Source organism: Ruegeria sp. S84 (genome assembly GCF_056583445.1).
This window is the reverse complement of record NZ_CM152618.1, coordinates 171,398-193,036: the sequence shown is the minus strand read 5'-3', so window position 1 is coordinate 193,036 and position 21,639 is coordinate 171,398. Positions and strand designations below refer to the sequence as shown.

General features: G+C 55.7%; 17 protein-coding genes and 4 pseudogenes. 11 read left to right on the top strand and 10 right to left on the bottom strand.

The annotated features are described in order from the left end of the window. Positions 1 to 10 precede the first annotated feature (10 nt). Positions 11 to 865, bottom strand: a complete 855-nt coding sequence (locus tag AC1DFB_RS01065; protein ID WP_170802046.1) for an FAD binding domain-containing protein — start codon at positions 863 to 865, stop codon at positions 11 to 13. Between the two features lie 111 nt (positions 866 to 976). Then, positions 977 to 2,092: an MHYT domain-containing protein gene (locus AC1DFB_RS01060; protein WP_480921931.1), complete on the bottom strand. Its 1,116-nt coding sequence runs from the start codon at positions 2,090 to 2,092 to the stop codon at positions 977 to 979. Between AC1DFB_RS01060 and AC1DFB_RS01055 the strand changes: the two genes are divergently transcribed. Then, the gene (locus AC1DFB_RS01055) at positions 2,069 to 2,281 is read left to right on the top strand and encodes a hypothetical protein (RefSeq protein WP_170402087.1); all 213 of its coding nucleotides are present in this window, start codon (positions 2,069 to 2,071) and stop codon (positions 2,279 to 2,281) included. The genes AC1DFB_RS01060 and AC1DFB_RS01055 overlap by 24 nt on opposite strands. A 96-nt stretch (positions 2,282 to 2,377) precedes the next feature. Here the strand turns inward: AC1DFB_RS01055 and AC1DFB_RS01050 are convergent, their stop codons facing one another. Then, a complete protein-coding gene (locus AC1DFB_RS01050; RefSeq protein WP_480921930.1) occupies positions 2,378 to 2,722 on the bottom strand; it encodes an adenylate/guanylate cyclase domain-containing protein in 345 nt (114 codons plus the stop codon). Between the two features lie 241 nt (positions 2,723 to 2,963). Between AC1DFB_RS01050 and AC1DFB_RS01045 the strand changes: the two genes are divergently transcribed. Further along, a complete protein-coding gene (locus AC1DFB_RS01045; RefSeq protein ID WP_170564304.1) occupies positions 2,964 to 4,241 on the top strand; it encodes a tetratricopeptide repeat protein in 1,278 nt (425 codons plus the stop codon). Positions 4,242 to 4,368: 127 nt separating this feature from the next. Here AC1DFB_RS01045 and AC1DFB_RS01040 read toward each other — a convergent pair whose 3' ends face one another. Genes AC1DFB_RS01040 through AC1DFB_RS01025 form a run of 4 tightly spaced genes read right to left on the bottom strand, consistent with a single transcriptional unit; the run spans position 4,369 to position 9,920 of the window. After that, entirely contained in the window at positions 4,369 to 5,217 is an 849-nt protein-coding gene (locus tag AC1DFB_RS01040; protein WP_170420481.1) for an ABC transporter six-transmembrane domain-containing protein, read from the bottom strand. Positions 5,218 to 5,223: 6 nt separating this feature from the next. Beyond that, positions 5,224 to 5,643, bottom strand: coding sequence for a DUF2141 domain-containing protein (locus tag AC1DFB_RS01035; RefSeq protein ID WP_170402094.1), 420 nt, complete (start codon positions 5,641 to 5,643; stop codon positions 5,224 to 5,226). Beyond that, positions 5,640 to 8,768: an efflux RND transporter permease subunit gene (locus AC1DFB_RS01030; protein WP_480921929.1), complete on the bottom strand. Its 3,129-nt coding sequence runs from the start codon at positions 8,766 to 8,768 to the stop codon at positions 5,640 to 5,642. Before AC1DFB_RS01030 ends, AC1DFB_RS01035 begins: the two co-directional genes overlap by 4 nt. Positions 8,769 to 8,771: 3 nt before the next feature. Beyond that, the gene (locus tag AC1DFB_RS01025) at positions 8,772 to 9,920 is read right to left on the bottom strand and encodes an efflux RND transporter periplasmic adaptor subunit (RefSeq protein ID WP_480921928.1); all 1,149 of its coding nucleotides are present in this window, start codon (positions 9,918 to 9,920) and stop codon (positions 8,772 to 8,774) included. A 185-nt stretch (positions 9,921 to 10,105) separates the two neighbouring features. Between AC1DFB_RS01025 and AC1DFB_RS01020 the strand changes: the two genes are divergently transcribed. Continuing rightward, positions 10,106 to 10,639 (top strand): TetR/AcrR family transcriptional regulator, encoded by a 534-nt coding sequence (locus AC1DFB_RS01020; protein WP_480921927.1) that lies wholly within the window; start codon positions 10,106 to 10,108, stop codon positions 10,637 to 10,639. 327 nt (positions 10,640 to 10,966) lie between these two features. Here AC1DFB_RS01020 and AC1DFB_RS01015 read toward each other — a convergent pair whose 3' ends face one another. Then, on the bottom strand, positions 10,967 to 12,562 hold the full coding sequence (locus AC1DFB_RS01015) for a GMC family oxidoreductase (protein WP_480921926.1): 1,596 nt from the start codon (positions 12,560 to 12,562) through the stop codon (positions 10,967 to 10,969). 109 nt (positions 12,563 to 12,671) lie between these two features. Here AC1DFB_RS01015 and AC1DFB_RS01010 point away from each other — a divergent pair. The 4 genes and pseudogenes from AC1DFB_RS01010 to AC1DFB_RS00995 all read left to right on the top strand — a co-directional run bounded on the left by AC1DFB_RS01010 (position 12,672) and on the right by AC1DFB_RS00995 (position 16,793). Continuing rightward, positions 12,672 to 13,911: pseudogene (locus AC1DFB_RS01010) on the top strand (TRAP transporter substrate-binding protein). A gap of 66 nt (positions 13,912 to 13,977) precedes the next feature. After that, a pseudogene (locus AC1DFB_RS01005) lies at positions 13,978 to 14,644 on the top strand (TRAP transporter small permease). After that, positions 14,644 to 16,002 carry a TRAP transporter large permease gene (locus tag AC1DFB_RS01000; protein WP_170594355.1) on the top strand — a complete coding sequence of 453 codons (1,359 nt, stop codon included), beginning with the start codon at positions 14,644 to 14,646 and terminating at the stop codon, positions 16,000 to 16,002. The pseudogene AC1DFB_RS01005 and the gene AC1DFB_RS01000 overlap by 1 nt, the downstream one beginning before the upstream one ends. An 11-nt stretch (positions 16,003 to 16,013) precedes the next feature. Beyond that, positions 16,014 to 16,793, top strand: a complete 780-nt coding sequence (locus AC1DFB_RS00995; protein WP_170402115.1) for an IclR family transcriptional regulator — start codon at positions 16,014 to 16,016, stop codon at positions 16,791 to 16,793. Between the two features lie 286 nt (positions 16,794 to 17,079). Here the strand turns inward: AC1DFB_RS00995 and AC1DFB_RS00990 are convergent, their stop codons facing one another. Together AC1DFB_RS00990 and AC1DFB_RS00985 are read right to left on the bottom strand one after the other, a co-directional pair. Further along, positions 17,080 to 17,886: a substrate-binding domain-containing protein gene (locus tag AC1DFB_RS00990; protein ID WP_480922633.1), complete on the bottom strand. Its 807-nt coding sequence runs from the start codon at positions 17,884 to 17,886 to the stop codon at positions 17,080 to 17,082. A 120-nt stretch (positions 17,887 to 18,006) separates the two neighbouring features. After that, positions 18,007 to 18,117, bottom strand: a pseudogene (locus AC1DFB_RS00985) (LacI family DNA-binding transcriptional regulator); the annotation flags it as partial. A 153-nt stretch (positions 18,118 to 18,270) separates the two neighbouring features. Between AC1DFB_RS00985 and AC1DFB_RS00980 the strand changes: the two are divergent. The 4 genes and pseudogenes from AC1DFB_RS00980 (at position 18,271) to AC1DFB_RS00965 (ending at position 21,621) form a co-directional block, all read left to right on the top strand. Next, positions 18,271 to 18,480: a hypothetical protein gene (locus AC1DFB_RS00980; RefSeq protein WP_480921925.1), complete on the top strand. Its 210-nt coding sequence runs from the start codon at positions 18,271 to 18,273 to the stop codon at positions 18,478 to 18,480. A gap of 31 nt (positions 18,481 to 18,511) precedes the next feature. Then, positions 18,512 to 19,656: pseudogene (locus tag AC1DFB_RS00975) on the top strand (TRAP transporter substrate-binding protein). Positions 19,657 to 19,758: 102 nt separating this feature from the next. Continuing rightward, complete coding sequence (locus AC1DFB_RS00970) at positions 19,759 to 20,274, top strand: TRAP transporter small permease (RefSeq protein WP_170392538.1); 516 nt, start codon at positions 19,759 to 19,761, stop codon at positions 20,272 to 20,274. Positions 20,275 to 20,289: 15 nt separating this feature from the next. Next, complete coding sequence (locus AC1DFB_RS00965; RefSeq protein WP_170402124.1) at positions 20,290 to 21,621, top strand: TRAP transporter large permease; 1,332 nt, start codon at positions 20,290 to 20,292, stop codon at positions 21,619 to 21,621. Positions 21,622 to 21,639: the final 18 nt, after the last annotated feature.

The following is a 21,639-nucleotide window of genomic DNA, read 5'->3' as shown; positions in this document are numbered from 1 at the left end:
GACGATCTCCTCACGCACGCGACCAGGCGCGCTCAATGGCGCGGGTCAGAATGATACCTGCCACGTGTTTTTTGAAAGCGACGGGGCCGCGGTTGTCCTCGGTGGGGTCAATATCACCGAGCATGGCGGCCACAGCGGTCTTAATGGCATTTGTATCGACGCCGGTGCCAACCAGAGCGGCCCCAGCCGCGTCGGAAAAGACCGGTGTGTCGCTCAGATTGGTCATTGCAATCGAGGCGGAGGCACAGGTGCCACCTTCTTTCACGATCTGGACTGCAGCAGCAGCGGTAGCATAATCGCCAATCTTGCGCTTTTGTTTTTCATAGGCGTAACCGCCATGCGGCGTTGGGATGGTGACTGCCGTCAACACTTCTTCGTCTTCCCGAGCGGTCATGTAGGCGGCTTCGTAAAACTCGCGGGCAGCGATGTCGCGTTCCCCGTCAGGACCCTCGACAGTGAAACGCGCATTCAGGCACTGCATCAGGCCGGGCATGTCATTGCCGGGGTCGCCATTGGCCACGTTGCCACCAACTGTCCCCATGTATCGGACTTGCGGGTCTGCGATCTGAAGGGCAGCTTCGCGCAGAATTGGAGCGGCGTCAGCCAGTGCGTCGTGATCAATAATCGCGTGCTGGGTGACCATCGCACCGATGCGGATACTGTCACCTCCGATTTCGATATCAGACATGCCGCCAACATCCTGAAGATCGATCAGATGCGGCACATCCGCCATCCGCAGCTTCATCATCGGAATCAGGCTGTGCCCACCGGCCATGACGCGGGCATCATCGCCATGCTCTTCCAGGATCGACAGCACACCGGCCATGTCCTTGGGTCTGTAGTATTCGAATGCCGCTGGAATCATCGGCTCTCCTCCCTTCAAGCAAATGTTCTGGCTGAAAGGATCACTGCATGCGCTTGGATGGCGACGCTTCAGTAAATCAACAAAAAACAGGTATTTTGCACGAAATGCGCCCTAGGTCGCACGAATTGCGCCCACCTGCGATGCAAGCGCATCCTGAACCGTCTTGAGTTTGGATCGACTGACCGGTGCGGGTGGTAAACCATCCCCGTCGAACAGGCATCGGCCCTTATCCTTGGTGCGCTCAAACCGCGCCACGCGCTGAGGATTGACAAGGTAGCTGCGGTGGGTCTGGAGAAATCCGGTGGGCACCAATCGCTTGGCGGCCTCGGTCACTGGCCAGACACAAAACAAACGATCCGTTTCGGTGTAAACTTGAGTGTAGTGCCCATCCGCGCGCAAAAACAGAACATCTTCGGCAGAGATGAAGACCTTTCCACCATCCCGTTCGCAAGGAATTTGCAGCAATGGTTTTACATCCACGGCCGCTTCTGTTGGCTCCGGGTCTTTCCTCGAAGGTCCTGGCAAATAGGTCACGCTGACCCACAAGCAAGCACCAAATATGATGAAACTGAACAGGATTACGCCAATGGCCAGCGTCTCGTTGCTCATCAACGGGCCAAACTCAACCCCACTTGGCACGGCGACGAAACGGGTGCTCGCCAGAGCAAGAAAATGAACGGTGCAAACCGCCACTGCAAAACACAATGTGCCCAGCAAAATGTTTCTGTTTGTTCGCTGCCCGTAGGCAATCGCGAAAGCCAGCATACAAAGCGCTATTGCAGCAATCGAGGACAAGATGACGCCACTGGGCGTATACACTGCCCGGCAAAGCTCCAAGCCAGCCATGCCAATATAGTGCATCGCCAAGATGCCCAACCCAACAACGCCTCCTGCCATCGCAATCGTGGCGCGGTTGCGTTCGGTGAAATGCAACAGAATAAGCGCAGCCCCGACGAGCAGGATCGCGACAAGGGCAGACACAAGTGTGATTGCAGCGTCGTAATAGAACAGGATCGGCATCTGAAGCCCGAGCATGGCCACGAAGTGCATGGCCCAGATTCCACCGCCAAGCGAAACAGCCGCAAGAGCCACCGAGGCCTTCTTTTCAAAGACCGGCTTCGTCGAAAGATCTCGCGTCATTGACAATCCTGTAAACCCTGCCACGAAGGCAACGATGCAGGACATGGCGACGAGGAAACTGTTGTGGCTGACGTCGAGAAACTCCATTGTCGCAAATTGGCTAAAAAGTATGCGTTTGGCAAATGGATCAACGATGTCGGACGTTCAAAGAGCGGTTACACATTAGGCGATGCCCAGCTCCGAAGCATTCGTGCCGAGGTGGCTAGCATGCTGCTATTCGGCGGCTTTGAGGCCAAATCCGCCGTTCATATTGATTGGGTGAAAACCACAATTTAAGGCTAATGAAGATCTGCTCGACCCCTCCCGCCGTCATCATTTGATGTTTAATTTGTGACTTCCAAAAGCTGTTGGGTGGAATGGCTAGAGATGCCTTTAGACCGCTTTATAAACTTGCCAGTCTTCGGATAAGCCCTTCAGTTCTTTTGTTCCAAGACTTTCGAAGTCCAGACCGGACCCAGCCACCAGATCTTTTACTGTTCTGGTAACGACGATGTCGCCGCCTCTGCCCAATTCTGAGATACGCGCTGCAGTGTTAACGGCAATTCCGCGCACATAATGCAAAGAAACTTCGACCTCGCCTGTGTGAAACCCTATGCGAACTTCCAGATTCAGCTTGGAAATGGCATCGCCAATCGCCTTGCCACGATGGATCGCATGGCCGGGTCCGTCAAACGCAGCGAGAAAGCCATCGCCATATACTTGGTAGGCAATGTGCACCTCATCGCTGTGCCTCCTTAGGACAACCCTATTGGCAAAGAAAGGCTATGAGGCACGCTTGGTTCAACCAATATCATTTCAATCAGTAGTGAAGGCCAGAAGGCCAGCCCGTTAACCGATGGTTCGATCCTTATAGCAATCGATTATCCACAATTGTGCTTATGGTTTCGCTTTTTGTGCTAGCGTTGGGCAGTTGCGAGCACGCGCGTTTGAGTATGCTGACGAAAGTGGGAGTGTGGAGATGCTGGTTGACCGATATGGACTGACGCTGACGACCAGCCTGCCAGAGGCGCGGGACGCCTATGTCGCGGGGCTTGATCACATCCTTGCAGCAACGTTTGGTGCAAGCGAAGCTTTTTCCGCCGCCATCACGGCCGATCCCGGCTTCGCCCTCGGTCACGTTGGGCTTGCTCGAGCTCGAATGTATGAAAACGATATGTCTGGCGCTCAAGAGGCAATGGCGTCGGCACGCGCCTGCGCATCTGGGTTGACTGAGCGCGAGGAGGGTCATCTCGCGGTATTCGATCTCTTGCTTCAGGGGCGTGTCTTACAGGCACGAAGCGCAGTTCTGAAGCACGCTGCTCATCACCCCCGCGATGTCCTTGTCGCGCAGATCTGTACCAACATTTTCGGTTTGATTGGGACATCGGGTGAGCCTGGTCGGGAAAGCACGCAACTTGCCTACACGACCAAATTATTTGATGCCTTGGGCGAAGACTGGTGGGTTATGAGCGTACACGGTCAGGCGCTGTGCGAAGTTGGGCGGCTTGATGAGGCCATGTCCATGATGGACGGCTCGCTCGCTTTGAACAACGCCAATGCAAACGCGTCACACTTCAAAGCGCACACGCTCTACGAGCAAGGTTATGGAGAGGCCGGTCGCGCATACCTTGCCGACTGGATCGCGGATTATGATGTGCGCTCGGTATTGCACGGCCACTTAAGTTGGCATCGCGCTCTGTGGGCCTTGGAGCAAGGGGATGAGGCTGAGCTATGGACGATTTACGAGGGAGCTATCGCACCCGCAGCGTCCTATTCGTTGCCGATAAATGTTCTAACCGATGCTGCTGCACTTTTGCACCGCACTGAAATTGCAGGTCTAACAGTTGCGCCCAAACTTTGGCGCGACCTGAGCGAATACGCATCACGGTTTTTTCCAAACCCAGGCATGAGTTTTGCGGACATACATGGCGCGCTGGCTCATGCAATGGCAGGGGAAGGTGAACGCCTTGCGGTTCTGACCGAAACAAGCTTGGGTTTTGCGGCAGATCTTGTTCGCCCGGTGGCACGTGCTTGGGGTGCGATTGCGCGACAAGATTGGACGGATGCGCTGCAACAGCTGACTCCGGTCATGGCAGATCACGCTCGTCTGGGTGGCAGCCGCGCACAGCGTGACCTTTTGGAGCTGACTTACCTGAATCTGCTATTGAAATCCGGCCATATTCAAGAAGCTCATCGAACGATTACAGCGCGACGCCCGATCTTCAGTCATAATGCGCCCGTTGCAGGCTTTGTCTGAATTCACAAAGCTCTAGTTTATCAGCTCTTCTTACCCCTCCTTTAGCTAGGCTGCGCACGACCGGAATGGACTGGTTACTTCCTGATTACAAATCCCGTATCACGCCATTTATGGTATGCAAGCCTGATCAATCGCTCTGCAACCTGGTCGTAATTTCTGACAGGCGAGACCAGGATTGTAAGGTGACGGGCAAAGCAAGTGCGGCTTCCGCAAACTCCCATGAATAGCTGATAATCGAAAATATCATGCCCGGTGTCGCATCCAGGTTTTGGGTCGCGAACCACAGGTTGAATAGGAGCAGACCTATTAACAGAATGAAGATTACGCCATAAAGAACGGCTTCGGTATCCGAGAGCTTTACTTCGAACCGGCGCAGTTTACTCAGGTGGACGAAAACCGGACGGTCACGTCGTTGTTCCAGAACACTGACCTGATGCTCCATTTGCTCATTCAGCGCACGGTTCCATTGCCAAAACGTCGAATGAAACAGAGCGTATACAGATATCATTCCGACAAGAACCCCACAGGCAGATAGGGCCAGAACTGGCGAGAAGTAAAACAGCAAAATTGCTGATACGACGAACTGCACCACCCCCGCGATTGCCGAGGGCAGGATCTCTTCAAGAAAGTCGGCCAGTTCGCGCCCCATCCCGATCCGGGCGTTCAGCGACGAAATTGGAAGATTTGAAAACCGCGCGGCAAGCGCCTTGCCCAATTCGACACGGATCATACCGTAGACACGTGTATCGTAAATCCGCCGGATCACGCTGATCATAGTGAGGGCAACCATGAGCGCACCTAACTGCACAAAGGGCTGAAAATCTTCGCTCAGCAATCCATCTATGGCGAAGCCGACGAACAGCGGAATCAAAACTGTCAGGGCAGTTTCAACCAGGATCAGGAACCACGTAAGCCCTACGCGCCAGCGGAACACACTCAGAAGCGTGCCGATTGTCAGTTTTCGATCTGTCAGCATGTCGAATTACTGATCATAGTGAATGCGAACACGCACATCGCCCGGCCAGACCGAGGCAGCCTTGAAATCCGGCTCGTCCTGAGGGTCTGAGGCACCTGTTGAACCTAGCCCCTCCAACAGTTTTGTCTCAGTCATGTTCAGGTCATCGTCCTTGTTTTCGTCATGAAACAACAGCACAGCGTATGGGCCCGCGTTCAGGTCAGAAAACTCATGGCTGACGCTGCCTTTACGTGACGGAATCTGGGCGTAGTCAATGGCGCTCCAGACATCCAAACTGTCAAAGGCGCGCGCGTTATCGAATACAAGGATCACGATGTTGCCCTTGGCGTTGCGGATGCCGTCCACAGTCACATTCAGACCCTCGGCGGAGGCCGGTGTCGCAAGCGTTATCACGGCGAATGCAGGGGCTAGAAGGTTCCGTATCATGGCTTTGTCCTTTCTTCAGGAGGCTGCGGAAGGGGTGACTTGAGAATGGCAATGACATCCTCGGTGATGGCGATCAGTACCGGCACCAGCAGCAGCATGAGGGCTGTGCCGAAGAGTTCTCCAAAAGCTAAAGAGATTGCCGCAGGGATCAGATACTGCGCTTGCTCAGAGGTTTCGGTCAGCAAAGGCAGCAGACCAATCACTGTAGTTGCGGTGGTCAGAAAGATCGCCTTGAAACGTCCAATGCCTGCGCTTCTCAGCGCCAGATTCACGGGCTGACCTTCCTCTCGCGCCTGATTGTAGCGGGTGATCATGACTAGACTGTCGTTCACAATCACACCGGTCAGAGCAAGCATGCCGAAGAACGAAAACAGCGACAGCGAGACACCCATGATCAGGTGCCCGACGGCGGCTGCGATAAAGCCGAATGGCACGATCGCCAGAATGACGAAAGGCTGCCAATAGCTTTTCAACGGCACGGCCATCAGCACATAGATCAGAACGGCTGCCAGCAACAGCGCGCGCTTCAGGCCATCGCTTATATCGGCCATTTCTTCCAGTTCACCGGCCGGCAGGACGGTTACGCTGGGATATTTGGCACGGAGTTTCGGGACCAGCTGCTCGAACACCGCCTGCCCCACCTCTTCGGGAGCAACAAGGTCGCGGTCGATGGACGCGGCTACGATGTTCATGCGCTTGCCGTCACGGCGATCGATAGTGCCAGAGGCATAGGTGCCCTCGATTTCGGCGACGGTCTCAAGCGGCACCCAGGCGCCGGATGCGCTGCGCAACCGGGTCTGCACCAGATCCGCCAACGTATCGCGGTTTTCACGCGCGTTCTGCACGACTACGCGGACTTCGGACCCATCGCGTCTGACCTTGGTCACCTCGGCCCCGCCGAACCCATAGCCAATCTGTCTGGCCAGAGCCTCGGCGTTAAAACCAAGGTGCCGCGCGTCCGGGCGCAGGCGGAGTTTCAGTTCAGGTTGGCCGCCCACCAACCCATCCCTTACATTTGCCACGCCCTCGATGTTCGACAAGAAACCTTTCATTTCGGCGCTGGCTTGCTGCAGAAGGTCTTCGTCTTTTGACGCCAACCGGATTCGGAACCCTCCGGCAAGCGTTTCCGATCCGGTGAACTCCAACTCGGTGGCGCCCTCGACCGCACCGACCCGGTCGCGCCATTCGCGGACCACGGAAAGGATCGGGACATTCGGACGCTCAGCTACCGGGATCATTTCAGCGAATACTTGCGCATTTCCAGCGCTGTTGATGATGGTGAATACTGTCTGAACGGGTGGAGCAGACATACTCGCCTCTTCTGCAAGCTCGACGTTCAGCTCGTTCAACACGGCTTCGATCCGATTCACGTTCGTGCGGGTCAGTGCAAAGGGGGCGCGGGCATCCATTTCCAGGTTCATCGTGATGACCTGACCGGGCACCTCGGGAAAGAACACCGTCCTGACCTTGCCCTTGTACATCAGGCCAAGCCCCAGCGTTGCAGCGGCAATGAACAAGATCAGTACAGCGTAGCGCTGACGCACCGCCGCGACGAGCAAAGGCTGGTAGATGCGATCCCGCACCCAGTACAACCCGCCCTGCGCAGAATCCTGTACCCGCCCCCACAAGCGGGTCAGCAAGTATCGACGCTCTTGCCGCATCGAAACCTGCGCCAGATGGGCGGGCAGGATGAATTTGCTTTCGATAAGCGAAAAGATCAGCGTCAGGATCACGATGCCCGCGAACCCGGCAAGTACCTTGCCCAGCGGATTGTCGATCAACAGCATCGGGAAAAAGGCTGCGATTGTGGTCAGCACGCCAAAGACGGTCGCAAGAGCCACGCGATGCACGCCGCGTTCCGTGTCCCTAATCGGGTCCTTCCCCTTGCGGCGTTCTTCAAAAACGCTTTCGCCGACTACAACGGCATCATCGACCAGAATTCCCAAGGCAATGATCAGACCAAAAGTCGTGACATCGTTCAGCGAATAGTCCACCCATTTCGAGCCCGAGACAGCAAGCGCCCCCATGACCGAAACGGGAATGCCCATGGCAACCCAGAAGGCCAAACGCACGTTCAGGAAAATCGACAGCATCAGGGTCACAAGGATCAAACCCTGCACCCCGTTTGAGCGCAACAGCGCCAGACGGTCCGAGATGTAGCCAGCGCTATCACCCCAAACCTCGACCTGAACCTGCGACGGCAGCTGTCGGCTGAACTCGTCAATCGTGCTGCGCACGACATCACTGATCTCCAGCAGGTTTTCCTTCTGCCCGACCAGAACCTCCATCCCTACGGTTGGTTTGCCGTTCAGGCGAAACAAATACTCGCCGTCCTGAAACCCGTCTTCGATTTTGGCAATATCGCCCAAAGGCACATAGGACCCGTCGTCACGTTCGATGATCGGCAGAGCTGCGTATTCCGGCACGTATTTCGCCCTGTCATCGGCCCGCAGATAAATCGTACCGCCATCGGTCCTCAGACGACCTGCCTGAAAGGCCAGCGAATTCCCTTCGATCGCACGGGTCACATCCGAAACCGTCAACCCATAGTGGCGCAGCAACGCCGGGTCGATTTCGATGCGCAATTCCCGCGGTATCAGGCCCCAGATTTGCAGCCGCGACAATTCCGGTTGCGCCAGCAACTCTTCTTTCAGGCGTTGCGCCAAGCTCTGCAATGTGGCGGGGTCTGTTTCTCCGAACAAGTTCAGATACAGCGCCGGGAAATCGAAACCCGAGGCTTCGATCACGGGTCGGCGCGCAGTATCAGGCAGATCAGTCAAACCGTCGATCCGAATACGGACACGATCCAGGACGGCTTGTAGTTTCTGGCCACCTGCGCGACGGACAGTCACGACACTTAGGTCATTTTGGGATTGTGAGGTCACACTACGCACGCCCTCCAAACCTTCGAGGGCCTGCTCAACTTTCTGGGTCACCAATTCATCAACCTGTTCGGCTGTAGCGTCCGGAAACTCGATCGCGATTGTAACACTTTCCGGCGGAATGCGGGGGAAGCCTTCGATCCGAATGTTCAGCAGCGTTTGCACCCCAAGAAATAGGATCAGTGCCATCATCAGATTGGCAGCGACCGGATTTCGGATAAACCAGGATGTCAGAGCGTGCATGGCTCAGCCCCCATCTGATTGCGGCGTCACCCGCTGACCCGGTAGAAACGAGGCCAAAGGTGTTTTGGCCACGCGCCACGGGCCGGTCCCTTCGGGAGCCGATACCGTCACTGTACTTTCGCTGCGGAACAGGATGTTCGGGCTAAGCCTCTGCAATTGGTCCTTATCGTCTACAAGCCAAATGTATCCCGCACGGGTCAGGACGCTTTCGGGTAGGGTTAATGTGTCCGAGATCCGGCGCCCGGGAATGTGAACCTGCAGGAAGTCTCCGGCGAGTATGCGTTCATCGGGCTTTGTGACGTCCAGAAAGACCCGCACCTGACGCGTGTCTTGATCCAGAAACCCTCCTCCACGCCGGACTTGAGCCCGCCCCAACGCTCCGCCCGAGCGCTGTGTCAGATCAGCAGTGGCGCCAGAGATCGGATGATCCAACAACGCCCAGTCCGCCTGACTAAACTCGGCGACCAGTTCGAATTGCTGGTCGTCCGAAAGGTGTATCAGGGCATCGCCTGGGTTGACCGTCTGGCCCAGGCTGGCAAAGCGATGGGTTACAAATCCCGAAAAAGGGGCGACAACCTCCGCGTCCTTCAGTTCATTTCGCGCCGCATTCAGACGTGCCTGCGCAGCTGCAACGGATTTCTCGGCAATGCGCAATTGCGGTAGATTCACAGCCAGTTCGTTTGGCGGTTCTGTTTCATCCCGGTCAAACTGTCGTTGCGCGACTGTCACTTTGTTCTGCGCGCGCAATAACGCCAGTTCCGCTTGCTCAAGCTCCATCTCAGCGGCTGCAACGGCGCTTTGATAAGGTGCATTTTCGATTGAAAACAAAGGGGCACCCCGTTCCACCTTAGTCCCTGCCAAAGCGGCGTTGTGCACTGCAATGATGCGCCCGGACACAGCAGATCGCAGCTTGGCATCCCACCGAGGCCGAACTTCGGCGAACGCCGAAACCTGCGCTTGTACGGTTGCTGAAGCAACCGTGACGACCGAGATGATCGGTGGCGTAGGTGAGGTCGTTGTTGCCTGAACATCAATTGTATCTTCTGTATCAAACAGGAGGATGACGATCGCTACAAACAGTGCCAACGATAGTCCAATCCAAAGCCATCGCCGGGTCGGTCTTTGCCGAGTTTCCAAAGTTTTTTCTGTCATAGACCAGTCTTTCCTGTGCCGCCGAATCCATTGCACCTTGTGGCATTCGATAGAGTGTCATATACTATGAACGATCGTTCGTTCAATATTAAGTTGAAAAAATGTCCGATGACACAAAGAAGCCGGAATCAATCCGGGAAAAGGCAACAGCCAAGCGTCGCAACCAGATTTTGGAGGCCGCAGTTATGTGTTTCCTTGAGCGCGGCTATCATCAGACAGGCGTCCGCGATATCGCTGCGCGGGCGGGCGTCAGCCTAGGAAATCTCTATAATCATTTTCGCGGCAAACATGATGTGCTTGTAGAAATCGCAATACTTGAACGCCGCGAGATGGAGCCGTTTCTGAAAATCCTGAACTCAGATGCGCCCGCGCCCAAAGTCATAAGAAAGTTCATCAAGGCCTACGCAAAATACCTTGCTGCGCCGGATAACGTTATTTTAACATTGGAAATTTCGAGCGAAGCAGTTCGTCAACCGGACATCGCGCAGCTGTTCGTCGAGAACCGGTCGAGTTTGACTGAGGCCCTGGAAGCCGTAGTGAAGCGAGGAATTACCGGCGGTGAATTGCGCGCCGTTCCGGATCCCCTTCAGGCGTCACAACTGGTGATCGAAGTTCTGGAAGGCAGTGCATATCGTAGTGTGCTGTCAGAATTGCCCATGACCGGGATCATTGTGTGCGCTGAAGACTTTATTATGAGTTCCCTGTTGGCACGTCATTAGCGCGTGGGTAGCGTGTCGTTTTGGAATTCGTGAATGTTAGCCAAAGGGAGCTGCCTGAGACAATCATGTAGGCAGCAAAGATCGACTTTGAGCCGGCCGAAACGCGGGGGAGGTCAAAAGAAAGTTGGAGTTGCGGTTAGGACTATTGGCTAACGCAATATCATCCGAGGTTCGGTTACCAGACTTCGTTTAGTCACAAGACAAAGCGGTCGCAAAGCGAATGCAGATTCCAACCACCGGTACAACGCCAGATCGTTTTTAATGCGATTGACGCACTGATCTATTGATACTGTAGGGATCAGGCGATCAGATACGATGGCAGATTTCTCAAGCATCCGCCTTTATCAGGTCGCTTGCCTTTTCGCCGATCATGATCGCTGGTGCGTTGGTGTTGCCGCTTACGATTTCCGGCATGATCGAGCAATCGGCCACCCGCAGGTTCGAAATACCGTGTACCTTTAGTCCTGCGTCGACAACAGACGTCTCGGCGTTCCCCATCGCGCAGGTGCCGGTTGGGTGGTAGATCGACACGCTGTTCGATCTGGCCCAATCCAGAGTGCCTTCATAATCTTCGCAGCTCAGCTCTGCCGTTGGTCGAAACTCTTCTGATATCTTCGAGGCCAGAGGGTTTTGTTTGGCAATCCCGCGCGCGATGTTCACGCCGTCGACAATGGTTCGGCAGTCCGTTTCAGTGGACAGATAGTTCGGGATGATCTTGACATGTTCGGATGGGTCCGGTCCGTTCAGGCGCAGCTCTCCCCGACTTTCCGGACGCAGTTGGCAGACCGACATCGTGAAGGCCGAAAACGGATGCACACCTTCGCCTGGGCTGTCGGCGGACCAGGGTTGCACGTGGAACTGAATGTCGGGCGTCTCAACATCGGGCCGGGTTTTCATGAAACCAGTCGCAAGGCTGGCGGCCATTGTCATCGGACCCGCACGAAATAGTGCATATTTCAGCGCGATTCGCGCCTGATTGAACAGGCTGCGAACTTCGTCATTCAGTGTGGGCTCATTGCATTTGAACACCAGCCGCGCCTGCAAGTGATCCTGAAGACCTTTGCCAACACCCGGCAGGGCGTGCAGCGGTTTGATACCATTTTCCTTTAGATGATCCGGCTCTCCGATCCCTGACAACATCAGGATTTGGGGAGAGTTGATCGCCCCGCCGGACAGGATGACCTCGCGCCGAACAGTCAGTGTCTGCTCGTTACCAGAACGATCCCGGTAGACCAGCCCGGTTACTTTTTTCCCATCCAGAACCACACGCGACACAAGCGCTTTGGTGATGATGTTGAGGTTCTGACGACCGCGAATGGGCTTGAGATAGGCGACGGCGGCGCTACAGCGGCGGCCATTGCGCGTGGTCAGTTGGAAGTAACCCACGCCTTCTTGCTCGGCCCCGTTATAATCTGGGTTGAACGGGTAACCGGCGGCCTGTGCTGCTGCGACCCAGGCATCGCAGATCGGGCGCTGAATGCGCATGTTGGACACTGACAAGGGGCCATCGACGCCATGATATTCATCCTCGCCGCGTTCTTGATCCTCACAGCGTTTGAACAGGGGTAGCACATCGTCCCAGCCCCAACCCTCGTTGCCCATTTGCCGCCAGCGGTCGTAATCTTCCTTCTGGCCACGCACATAGAGCAACCCGTTCAGCGAAGATGAGCCACCCAGTACCTTGCCCCGTGGCCAGTCGATGGATCGACCGTTAAGGCCGGGGTCGGGCTCAGTGCGATAGCACCAGTCAACCGAGGGGTTATGCATCGTTTTGAAATAGCCGACGGGGATGTGAATCCACGGGTTGGTATCGCGGCCACCTGCTTCGAGCAGCGCAACAGTTGTGTTGGGGTCTGCGCTCAACCGATTGGCAATGACACAGCCCGACGATCCTGCGCCAACAACTGCATAATCCACCTCCATGACCGCCTCCTTCCAACGTCGCTGAAAAAAACTCTATGCAAGATGCAAGAATTATACTAGCCTTTTTTGATACAAAACGTCTCAATAATTGCGATCAGGGAGGTAAGCAATGGAGATCGGACGGAAACTAAGTGGTATTTCACGGCGAGATTTCTTCCGCGTGGCCGGGCGTTACGGCATGAGCTCGACACTGCTGGCGGCGGGCGGGTTCGGCGGCGCGATGAGTCTGGCGAATCTGGCGCAGGCCGCCGAATCCACCTATGAGAAGCGCTTTTCGAAAGAGCCGAAGCACACGCTGAAATTCGGCGCGTCGGGCTTCAACACCCGCAACCTGTTGATTGAACGCGCCGGCGCAATCGAGTTCGCGCGCGACCTGGAAGAACGCACGGACGGCGAGATCTCGCATCGAATTCATCGGCGACAACCAGATCTGCGGCCAGCTGAGCTGTGTCGAAAAGACCCAGCAGGGAATCGTCGATATTTATGCCGCCTCAACTCAGAACTCGGCCGGAGGCGCACCTTATCTGAACGTGCTGGACTATGCCTATATGTTCCCCAGCCGCGCGGCGCAGTATCACTTCTTCTATAGCCCGGCGAGCCAGCGCATCCTGCGTGATCCGCTGGAAAAACGGCACGGGTTGAAGTTCCTGTTTACCCATTGTGAGCTACGCGGCCTGCAAATGGGTTCGACCTTTGCCGACAAGCCGACCGTCACCAAACTGGAAGAGTTGTTTGGTACCAAGAACCGCGTGACGGGTACGCAGTTGGGCCGGATTGCAATGCAATTGCTGAATCTGAACCCAGTCCCGGTGGCTTGGGAAGAGACACTGGATGCGCTTAAGACAGGTCTGATCGATGGGGCGGAAACCTGGGCCTCGGCCGTGGCTTACGCCAACATGGCGCCGGTGGTTTCGCAGTCGGTCAATCTGAAATTTTTCTGCGGCACTGAACATACGTCCATGTCGGCCGAAGTCTTTGACGGTCTGAGTGGAGAATTGCAGGACGCAGTTATGGAGTCTTCCTACTTCACTCAAGCGTTGATCCAGGGTGCGAATGAAGCCGCATTGCTGAATACGGTAGGCTTCTCGGAGCCGCAATTGCCGGACACTATCTTCGCCGAAAATGGCGTGCGCCCGGCATTCCTGGCTGACGATCAGATCAAGCTGGCCGAAGAGATGTGCGCTCCGAACTACAACCCAGAGCCTTGGGCCCAGTGGCGCGAACGTCTGAATAAATGGGCAGGCGGCATTGATACCTATCAGGAAATCTACGACATCGCGCGCGAGATTCCGGCCGACACCCTGCCGGAAAATGTCGAACCGCGCCGTTGGTGGAAAGGCGAAGCCTGATAGACTGTTGCGAACCGGCCCTGAGCGGGCCGGTTCAACTTTATACCGACTGGGAGGACGGGGTTCATGTCGTTTTGGGCAGACATCGGCGCGATTTTCAGCGCCTTTCTCAGCCAGGATTCTGTTCGAGATTCAATCCGCACTGGAATCCGACGCCGCCTGGGTGTTGGGCGCAATTGTCTCGGCGATTGGCGGAATCGTGATCATGTTGATCTATCGGGCGGTGCCCTTTGTTGAACGTCATCTGGAACGGTCGGTGATGGTGTATTCCTACCTTGCGATCGCATTAATCATCTTCTGGGGCGTGATCGACCGGTTTGTGTTCAACGATCAGGAGCCCTGGTCGACCACCATTCCCCCGCTGCTGTTCATGGTCATGGCGTGGTTTGGGGCGTCGTACAATGTCCGCCTGCGCACACATTTGAGCTTCAGCGAATTCCGCACTGCAATGCCGAGGGCTGGGCAATTGGCTTGCCTGATACTCGACGCGATATTGTGGTTCATCTTTGCGGTGATCGTCATCGTGACCACAACACGGCTGGTGGCATTGTCGGCATCTAACTTTCAGATCGTTCTGGGTACAGATAATATCATGCAGTGGTGGTTCCTTCTGGCCGCACCGCTGTCGTTCTTTCTGATGGTCGGGCGCGTGTTTCAGAACCTTGCCGATGATCTGAACAACTGGAAAACAGGCGAGCCGCTGATCAAGCAGGCCGTGATCGGAGCAGACTGATGACAGACGGAACTATGGTCACACTGATCTCTCTTGCGGTCACCTTTCTGTTCATGCTGGGCGTGCCGGTTTTGCTGGTAATCGGCTATTGGGTCATCGGCTGTTCGTTTGTTCTTGGCCTGACGCTGGACAACATGGGTGCTGAACTTCTGAACGTGTTCAACAAGGGTTTCGCCTTGCTGGCGATGCCGCTGTTCATCCTGACCGGAGACCTGATCAATAAATCGGGCATCGCGCGGCGGCTCAGCGATTTTGCTTATGCCTGTCTGGGCTGGATACGCGGCGGGCTGGCGATGGCATCCCTTGGGGCATGCGGATTGTTCGCAGCAATCTCAGGCTCAAACTCGGCCACAACCGCAACGATCGGTTCGATGCTGCACCCTGAGATGGTCAAAGGGGGTTATGACGAACGGTTCAGCGCGGCCACGGCGGCGGCAGGCGGTACGGTGGGGATCATCATTCCTCCCTCGATTATCTTTATCGTCTACGGTTTCCTGATGAACCTGCCGATTTCCGAGCTATTCGTGGCGGGTATCCTTCCGGGCGCGCTGATGGTTTTTGGCATGCAGTTCGCCTGCTGGATCATCTGCCGCATGAACGGGTGGGGTCATCTGATCCCGCTACAACTGAACCGGGTGCTGAAGACCGCATTCGGTGCCTGGCTTGGGTTCTTCGCCATCGGGCTGGTGTTGTGGGGTATATACACAGGCAAATTCTCACCAACTGAGGCAGCCGGAGTGACGGTCGGCTTCTGCGTTATTGCAGGGTTGGTCAGCTATCCGATCAATCGGATCATGGGCGCGCGGAACGACATCTCACCCACCGAAAAAAGCTATGCCGAGATGTTTGTCGTCGAAGGCTTCACGATCCCCGAGATCCCCTCAATCGTGATCCGCTCGGCCCAGATCACAGGTATCCTCGCACCGCTGATCGCGATTTCTGTGGTGATGCAGCAGATCCTTTCATTGCTTGGCGCTCAGCAAACCATTGGGGATTTCGTAACCTCGATGGGTGGCTACTATGCGGTTCTGTTTACTTCGATGGTGATCGTTTTCTTCTCGGGCATGGTACTCGAAAGCCTGCCTGTCACGATTATCCTGGCCCCGATCCTGGCACCGATTGCGGCCTCGGTCGGGATTGATCCGATCCATTTCTCGGTAATCTTCCTTGTGGGGGCTTCGATTGGCTTCATCACACCACCCTACGGTCTCAATCTGTACGTGGCATCAGGGGTGACTGGCGTTCCCTACTTCCGTCTGCTTCGGTACACTGTGCCCTATCTAGCAGCGCTGATATCAGTGTGGATTTTGATCTCGCTTGTACCCGATCTGGCCTTGATCCTGCTGCCAAATAACTAGACTGTTGCGGGATGGCCGAAACGGAAACACAAGACAAAGAAACTCAGATCCCAACTAACTTGCGCCTTCTCCTCATCCTTGAGGAGGTGGCGCGACGCGGGGTTGCCGTCAAACCATCGGACCTGATCGAGGCACTCGGTCTGGCGAAACCAACAATCCACCGTTTGTTGCAAACAGCAGAGGCCGAAGGTTTCCTGCAGCGTGATCTGGATGGCCGCTCATACGGTCCCGGGCACCGTCTAAGGTTGCTTTCAGTCAACACCATGTCGTCCGAGCATCTGCGCACAGCGCGTTTGGCGATCTTACGCAGTGTCGCCGAACAGGTTGGTGAGACCTGCAATCTCGCCATCCCCGACCGAGAGGGCATGATCTATCTTGACCGGGTCGAGACGAAGTGGCCTTTGCGCATTCAATTACCGGTCGGGACACAGGTTCCCTTTCATTGCACCGCCAGCGGTAAGATGTACTTGTCCACGCTCCGGCAGAAAACACTGGATGGATTTCTTTCAGCAGGAAATCTGCAGCCACAGACTGAAAGTTCACTGACCGACCCGCAGTCATTGCGCACGGAAATCCAACATATCGCTGAGAACGGTTATTCCACTGATGATGAAGAGTTCATGAGTGGAATGGCAGCCCTAGCAGTACCCGTTCAAGATGGGCAAGGCCGATTGGTGGGCACACTTTCGGTTCATGCACCGACACAACGTCACAACGTCAACAGCCTGATGTCGTTTCTGGGTATCCTGAAAAAGGGAGCAAATGAACTTTCGGCTCTGTTAACCACGTGACCAGAACCTGAAAGACAGCCGCGACATAATAATTTTTGCTCGACTGCCACGGCAGGTATCGTCCGGTTCGGGGCATTCTGCATCGCAACGGATGAGCCGCACACAAAGGCCTTCCTCACAGCAATCACTCTCACAGCTTTCTTAGTCTGCTAGCCATAAACTCTGAATCTAAGAAATACTCACACCAGTAGTTCAAGTTGGATTGGCCGTGCATGCCGAATCCGAGTCGTACATCGTTGGTAGATTCGAGCGGGTAGATTTCCAGAGATAGCCCTCAAGGTCGGGATCACTCAATAGTGCGAGCAGGACCGAGTGATTGACGTAGTCTTATTTCTGTCGGCAACTCAACACTTTGACCGCTGTGCGCATCACGGAGTATCTGGATCAGCATCCCTGCAGCGCGACGACCCATCTCGCGATGCGGGACATGGACCGTTGTAAGAGCGGGTTCGGCGAGCATTGCAATTTCGATATCGTCAAAACCGGTAATTGAGAGGTCCCTGGGCACCTCAAGCCCCATTTCCCGAGCCGCACGTAAGGCTCCGACCGCCAAAACGTCATTGACGCACATCACGGCAGTGGTTTCTGGTGCGGCTGTCATGACCTCGCGCAAAGCAACTTCACCAGTTTCAACGCCGTAAGCGGTCTCGACAAGAAACATTGTATTCGGGTCTTGACCGGCCTCTTGTTTGGCATCCCGAATGCCTTGAACGCGTTCCCTTGCCCGATCATTCGAAGCGGTTGGTGCAGAGATACACGCGATATGCCGATGCCCATATCCAATGACCTGCCGGGCAAGGGCAAACATCGCAGCCCGATTGTCAAAGCCGATGGCCGGCGGGGATTGGTCAGGATCAAATGACCAGGCGATCAAAGTTGGTACACGCTGCTTTTTCAGAAACGCATAGATTTCCGGTTCGCGATCGTACCCAATCAGCAGCAACCCATCTGCACCCCGCGCTACCAACGCACGCACCTGTTGTTCTTCCAGCTCTGAATCATAGGCGGACGAAGCAACCAGAAGCGTTTTACCATGCCTCACCAGCTCTTCCTGAAACGCCTGTAATCCGCGTGCAAAAACAGCGTTCTCCATAGTCGGTATCACGGCGGCGATGGTATTTGTCTGCCTTGCTGCAAGGGCTTGGGCTCCGAAATTTGGCGCGTACCCAAGTTCTCGTACGGCTGCCAGAACTCGTTCCCTTGTGCTTTGCCCTACCCGCTCTGGCGAGTTCAGGCACCGCGAGACAGTTGCGGTGGACACGTTCGCATGTCGGGCAACATCTGCAAGGGTTGGGACTGTGTTTTCGTGACCGCTTTGAGGCATGGTTTTTCTTGTCATTTTGGATGGGCAACTAGCTCAAGACGAATTCTATCAAAAGCACGATTTGTCGGGAACCTACAACACATGTGCAATGTAAGCGCTTGCATAACAAAATGTAAGCGCTTACATTGCGGGCGACTCAGTGCGAGGCATTGGATGGGTTGGGGAGGACGCATGCCATACTTGATAGCTGGAATATTGCTGCTCGCGTTTGTAGCGAACGTAGTGATCGGAGCAGTGTCGAATGCGCCCTTGGTCAACAATATCTGGGAAATGTTGATCTTGTTTGCCGCGGCCATCGCCTTTTCGATCGGCATTCTGCGGAGCGAAGCAAAAGAAATTTCGGAGAAAAAATCAAAGGAATAAATCCGAAAAAAGTCCAACGGGAGGAGAACACATGGACAAGACTAAACAGGAGCTGGCTTCGGCCGAGCGTCGGAATTTTTGAAACTCGCGGGCACCGGCTCGTTCACGGCAGCTATGGTCGCCGGCGCGGCTGGGACATTGTGGTCCAGCGAAGCGGCAGCACAGACCGCCGCCGAGGAACGCGATCGCGAAAACGCGGCTGAATTCAAGATGACGTTGGCAACGGCCTATGTTCTGGGCGCGTCTCGCAGCTATCCGATCATGCAGCTGGACCTGAAAGAAAACATCCAGAACATGACGAATGGCAAGGTCTATGTGAAACTGGCGCCCGGTGGTCAGCTTGGTGCAGGTGGTGCGTTGGCGCAGGCGGTTCAGGGGGGGACCATTCAAGCCGCGCAACACTCGTTGTCAAATTTCGCGCCCTTCGCAAGCGTCGTCGACCTGATCAACCTTCCATATTTCTGCGGGTCCAACCAGCGGTTCACGAACCTAACTTCCTCTGAAGCTTGGAAGGCGGAAGTAGACCCCAAGATCGCGGCATCCGGCTTTAAAGCGCTGATGTATATCGTGATCGATCCGCGCGTCGTCGCTGTTCGCCAGGGAGGCAACGCAATTATCACCCCCGGCGATATGTCCGGTGTCAAATTCCGCGTACCCGGATCAAAAATGCTGCAGCAGTATTATGGCATGGTGGGTGCGAACCCGACGCCTGTTGCGTGGGGTGAGACTCCGTCAGCGATCCGGCAAGGCGTCGCAGATGCGCTTGATCCCTCGGTGGGCGCGCTGCATGTCTTTGGCTTTGGTGAGATCCTCAGCCATGTGACCTTCACTCAGGCGGTGCCGGACAGTCAGGTCTATTCGATCAACCTTGAATGGTTCGACAGCCTGCCGATGGACGTCAAGGAAGGTATCGAATTTGCGGGCGAAGTCACCCAGCAGCAGAACCTGTCCAAAGTGCCTTCGGCACGGGCCTACGCCATGTCTCAATTGATCGCGAACGGCGTCGAGTTCCACTCGCTTAGCGAAGATCAGTTGGGCGAATGGAAAGAGGCCGGTGGCTATCAGCGCAGCGAATGGGACAGCTTCAAGACTGAGCTGGCCGGATCGATGGATGCGTTCGCCAAGCTGGAAGAAGCCGCAGACACGCGTGCGAAATACTACGTGCACGACGCCTGATCGCGTCTTCGGGCCGGCGCGTCCAGCGTCGGCTCATCCGATGTTTGCCCATTAAAAACCCACTAGAACACGTCGCCGCCGCGTGACGGTAGTGAGGATGCTATGTCTCAGCTCTTTCGAGCGATTGATAAAAATGCCGAACGTTGGCTGCTTTTAGTCTTCTACGTCATGCTCGTCGGCACGATGTTTATCGAAGTGGTCCGGCGCGAGGTCTTTGCCTACTCGTCCATCTGGGGCGAAGAAATCGTCCGGTATGCGTTCATCTATCTCGCATGGATCGGTGCCGCCGCTGCGGTCAAGGAACGCGGGCATATCCGCATTGATGTTCTGATGCACTACGTCCCGCGCACGGTCAAAACGCTGCTCTATATCTTCGGCGACATCGTGATGTTCATCGTGGCACTCGTCGCGATCTATTGGTCGTGGGAGACAGTCCACGTGTCCTGGAAATTCGGGTCTGTCACGCACGGCCTGCGGATCAGCCAGGTCTTTTTCCTCATGGCGGTGCCGTTTGGCTTCGCGCTAGTCATCTTTCGGCTGGTGCAGTCCTTCCTCCGCGACATTGCCGACCTTCGAACGGGCCGTCCCGTCTACGAAGGCGACAAGCTGTTTGATTAAGGGAGGGCCTGAGCCATGATGTGGCAACAACTCGGCGGTCAAACGCTTGAACTTGGGTGGGATTTCTACGCCTCCGTCATTCTCTTCGTCGCTCTTGTCGCGCTCGCCGTTCCGGTCTGGGCCGCGATCGGCGCAGCATCGATCACAATGCTGATCATGTCCGGCGCATTGCCGCTGAGCCTTGTCGGCGAAAAGCTGTTCTCGGGCATCGATGCCTTCGCGCTGACAGCTGTGCCGTTGTTTATCCTGACCGGAGACGTGCTTGTCCGAACCGGGCTCAGTCGAAAGTTTCTGGACGTCGCCGAAGCCCTGACCTGCTGGGCCAAGGGTGGCTTCGGTTCGGCCACTGTTTTGGTCTGTGGCATGTTCGCAGCGATTTCCGGGTCGGACGCAGCAGGTGCGGCAGCGGTAGGGCGCATGACTATCGACCGGCTGGTCGAGAGCGGTTATCCCCGCCCTTACGCCTGCGCTTTGGTCGCGGCAGGAGCCTGCACCGGCATCCTCATCCCGCCCTCTATCGCCTATATCATCATCGGCCTCGTGCTGGGCATAGCGGTCTCGACCTTGTTCCTTGCAGCGCTGATCCCCGGCCTTTTGATCCTGACGGCCATCCTGATCACCAACGTCGTGATGAACCGGCTGAACCTTTGGGAAGGTGGCGGCATGATGACCGCAGCTGAATGGCGCGCGAACCTGTGGAAGACGGTCAAGTCCGGCTGGTACGCTTTCCTTGTCCCCGGCATCATTTTCTACGGCATCTTCTCGGGAAAACTGACCCCGACGGAGGCAGGCGCTGTGGCGGTTGTCGTGACCATCGTCATCGGGTTTATCCTGGGCACACTGAAATTGTCCGACTTCCCGGCCATGCTGGTCAGTTCGGCCAAGGTCAACGGTGTGATCCTTCCGATCATCGCCTTCTCGATCCCTCTGGCCGAAGCTCTGGCGATCATTGGAGTGCCGCAAGGATTTGTCGGAGCTTTGACCTCAGTCAGCAGTAACGAATTCGTACTGATCGCCATGATGGTCCTTATCCTGATCATTGCGGGCTGCGTTATGGAAACGACGCCCAACATCGTGATCCTGGCACCGATCCTCTACCCGCTGGCGCAAGAGATCGAGATGAACCAGATTCAGTTCTGCATCATGATGATCACCGCGCTGGGGGTCGGGTTTATTACTCCACCCTTGGGGCTGAACTTGTTCGTGGTGTCGGGGATTACGGGCGAGTCGATCCTCAAGATCGCCTACCGCGCCATCCCGTTTGTTTTCTTCATGCTGATCGTGACGTTGATGATCGCCTATATCCCGGCGTTCTCTACCTCGCTGTTGCCTGATGTCTATCGATAAGCCGCCGAAAGACGCGGT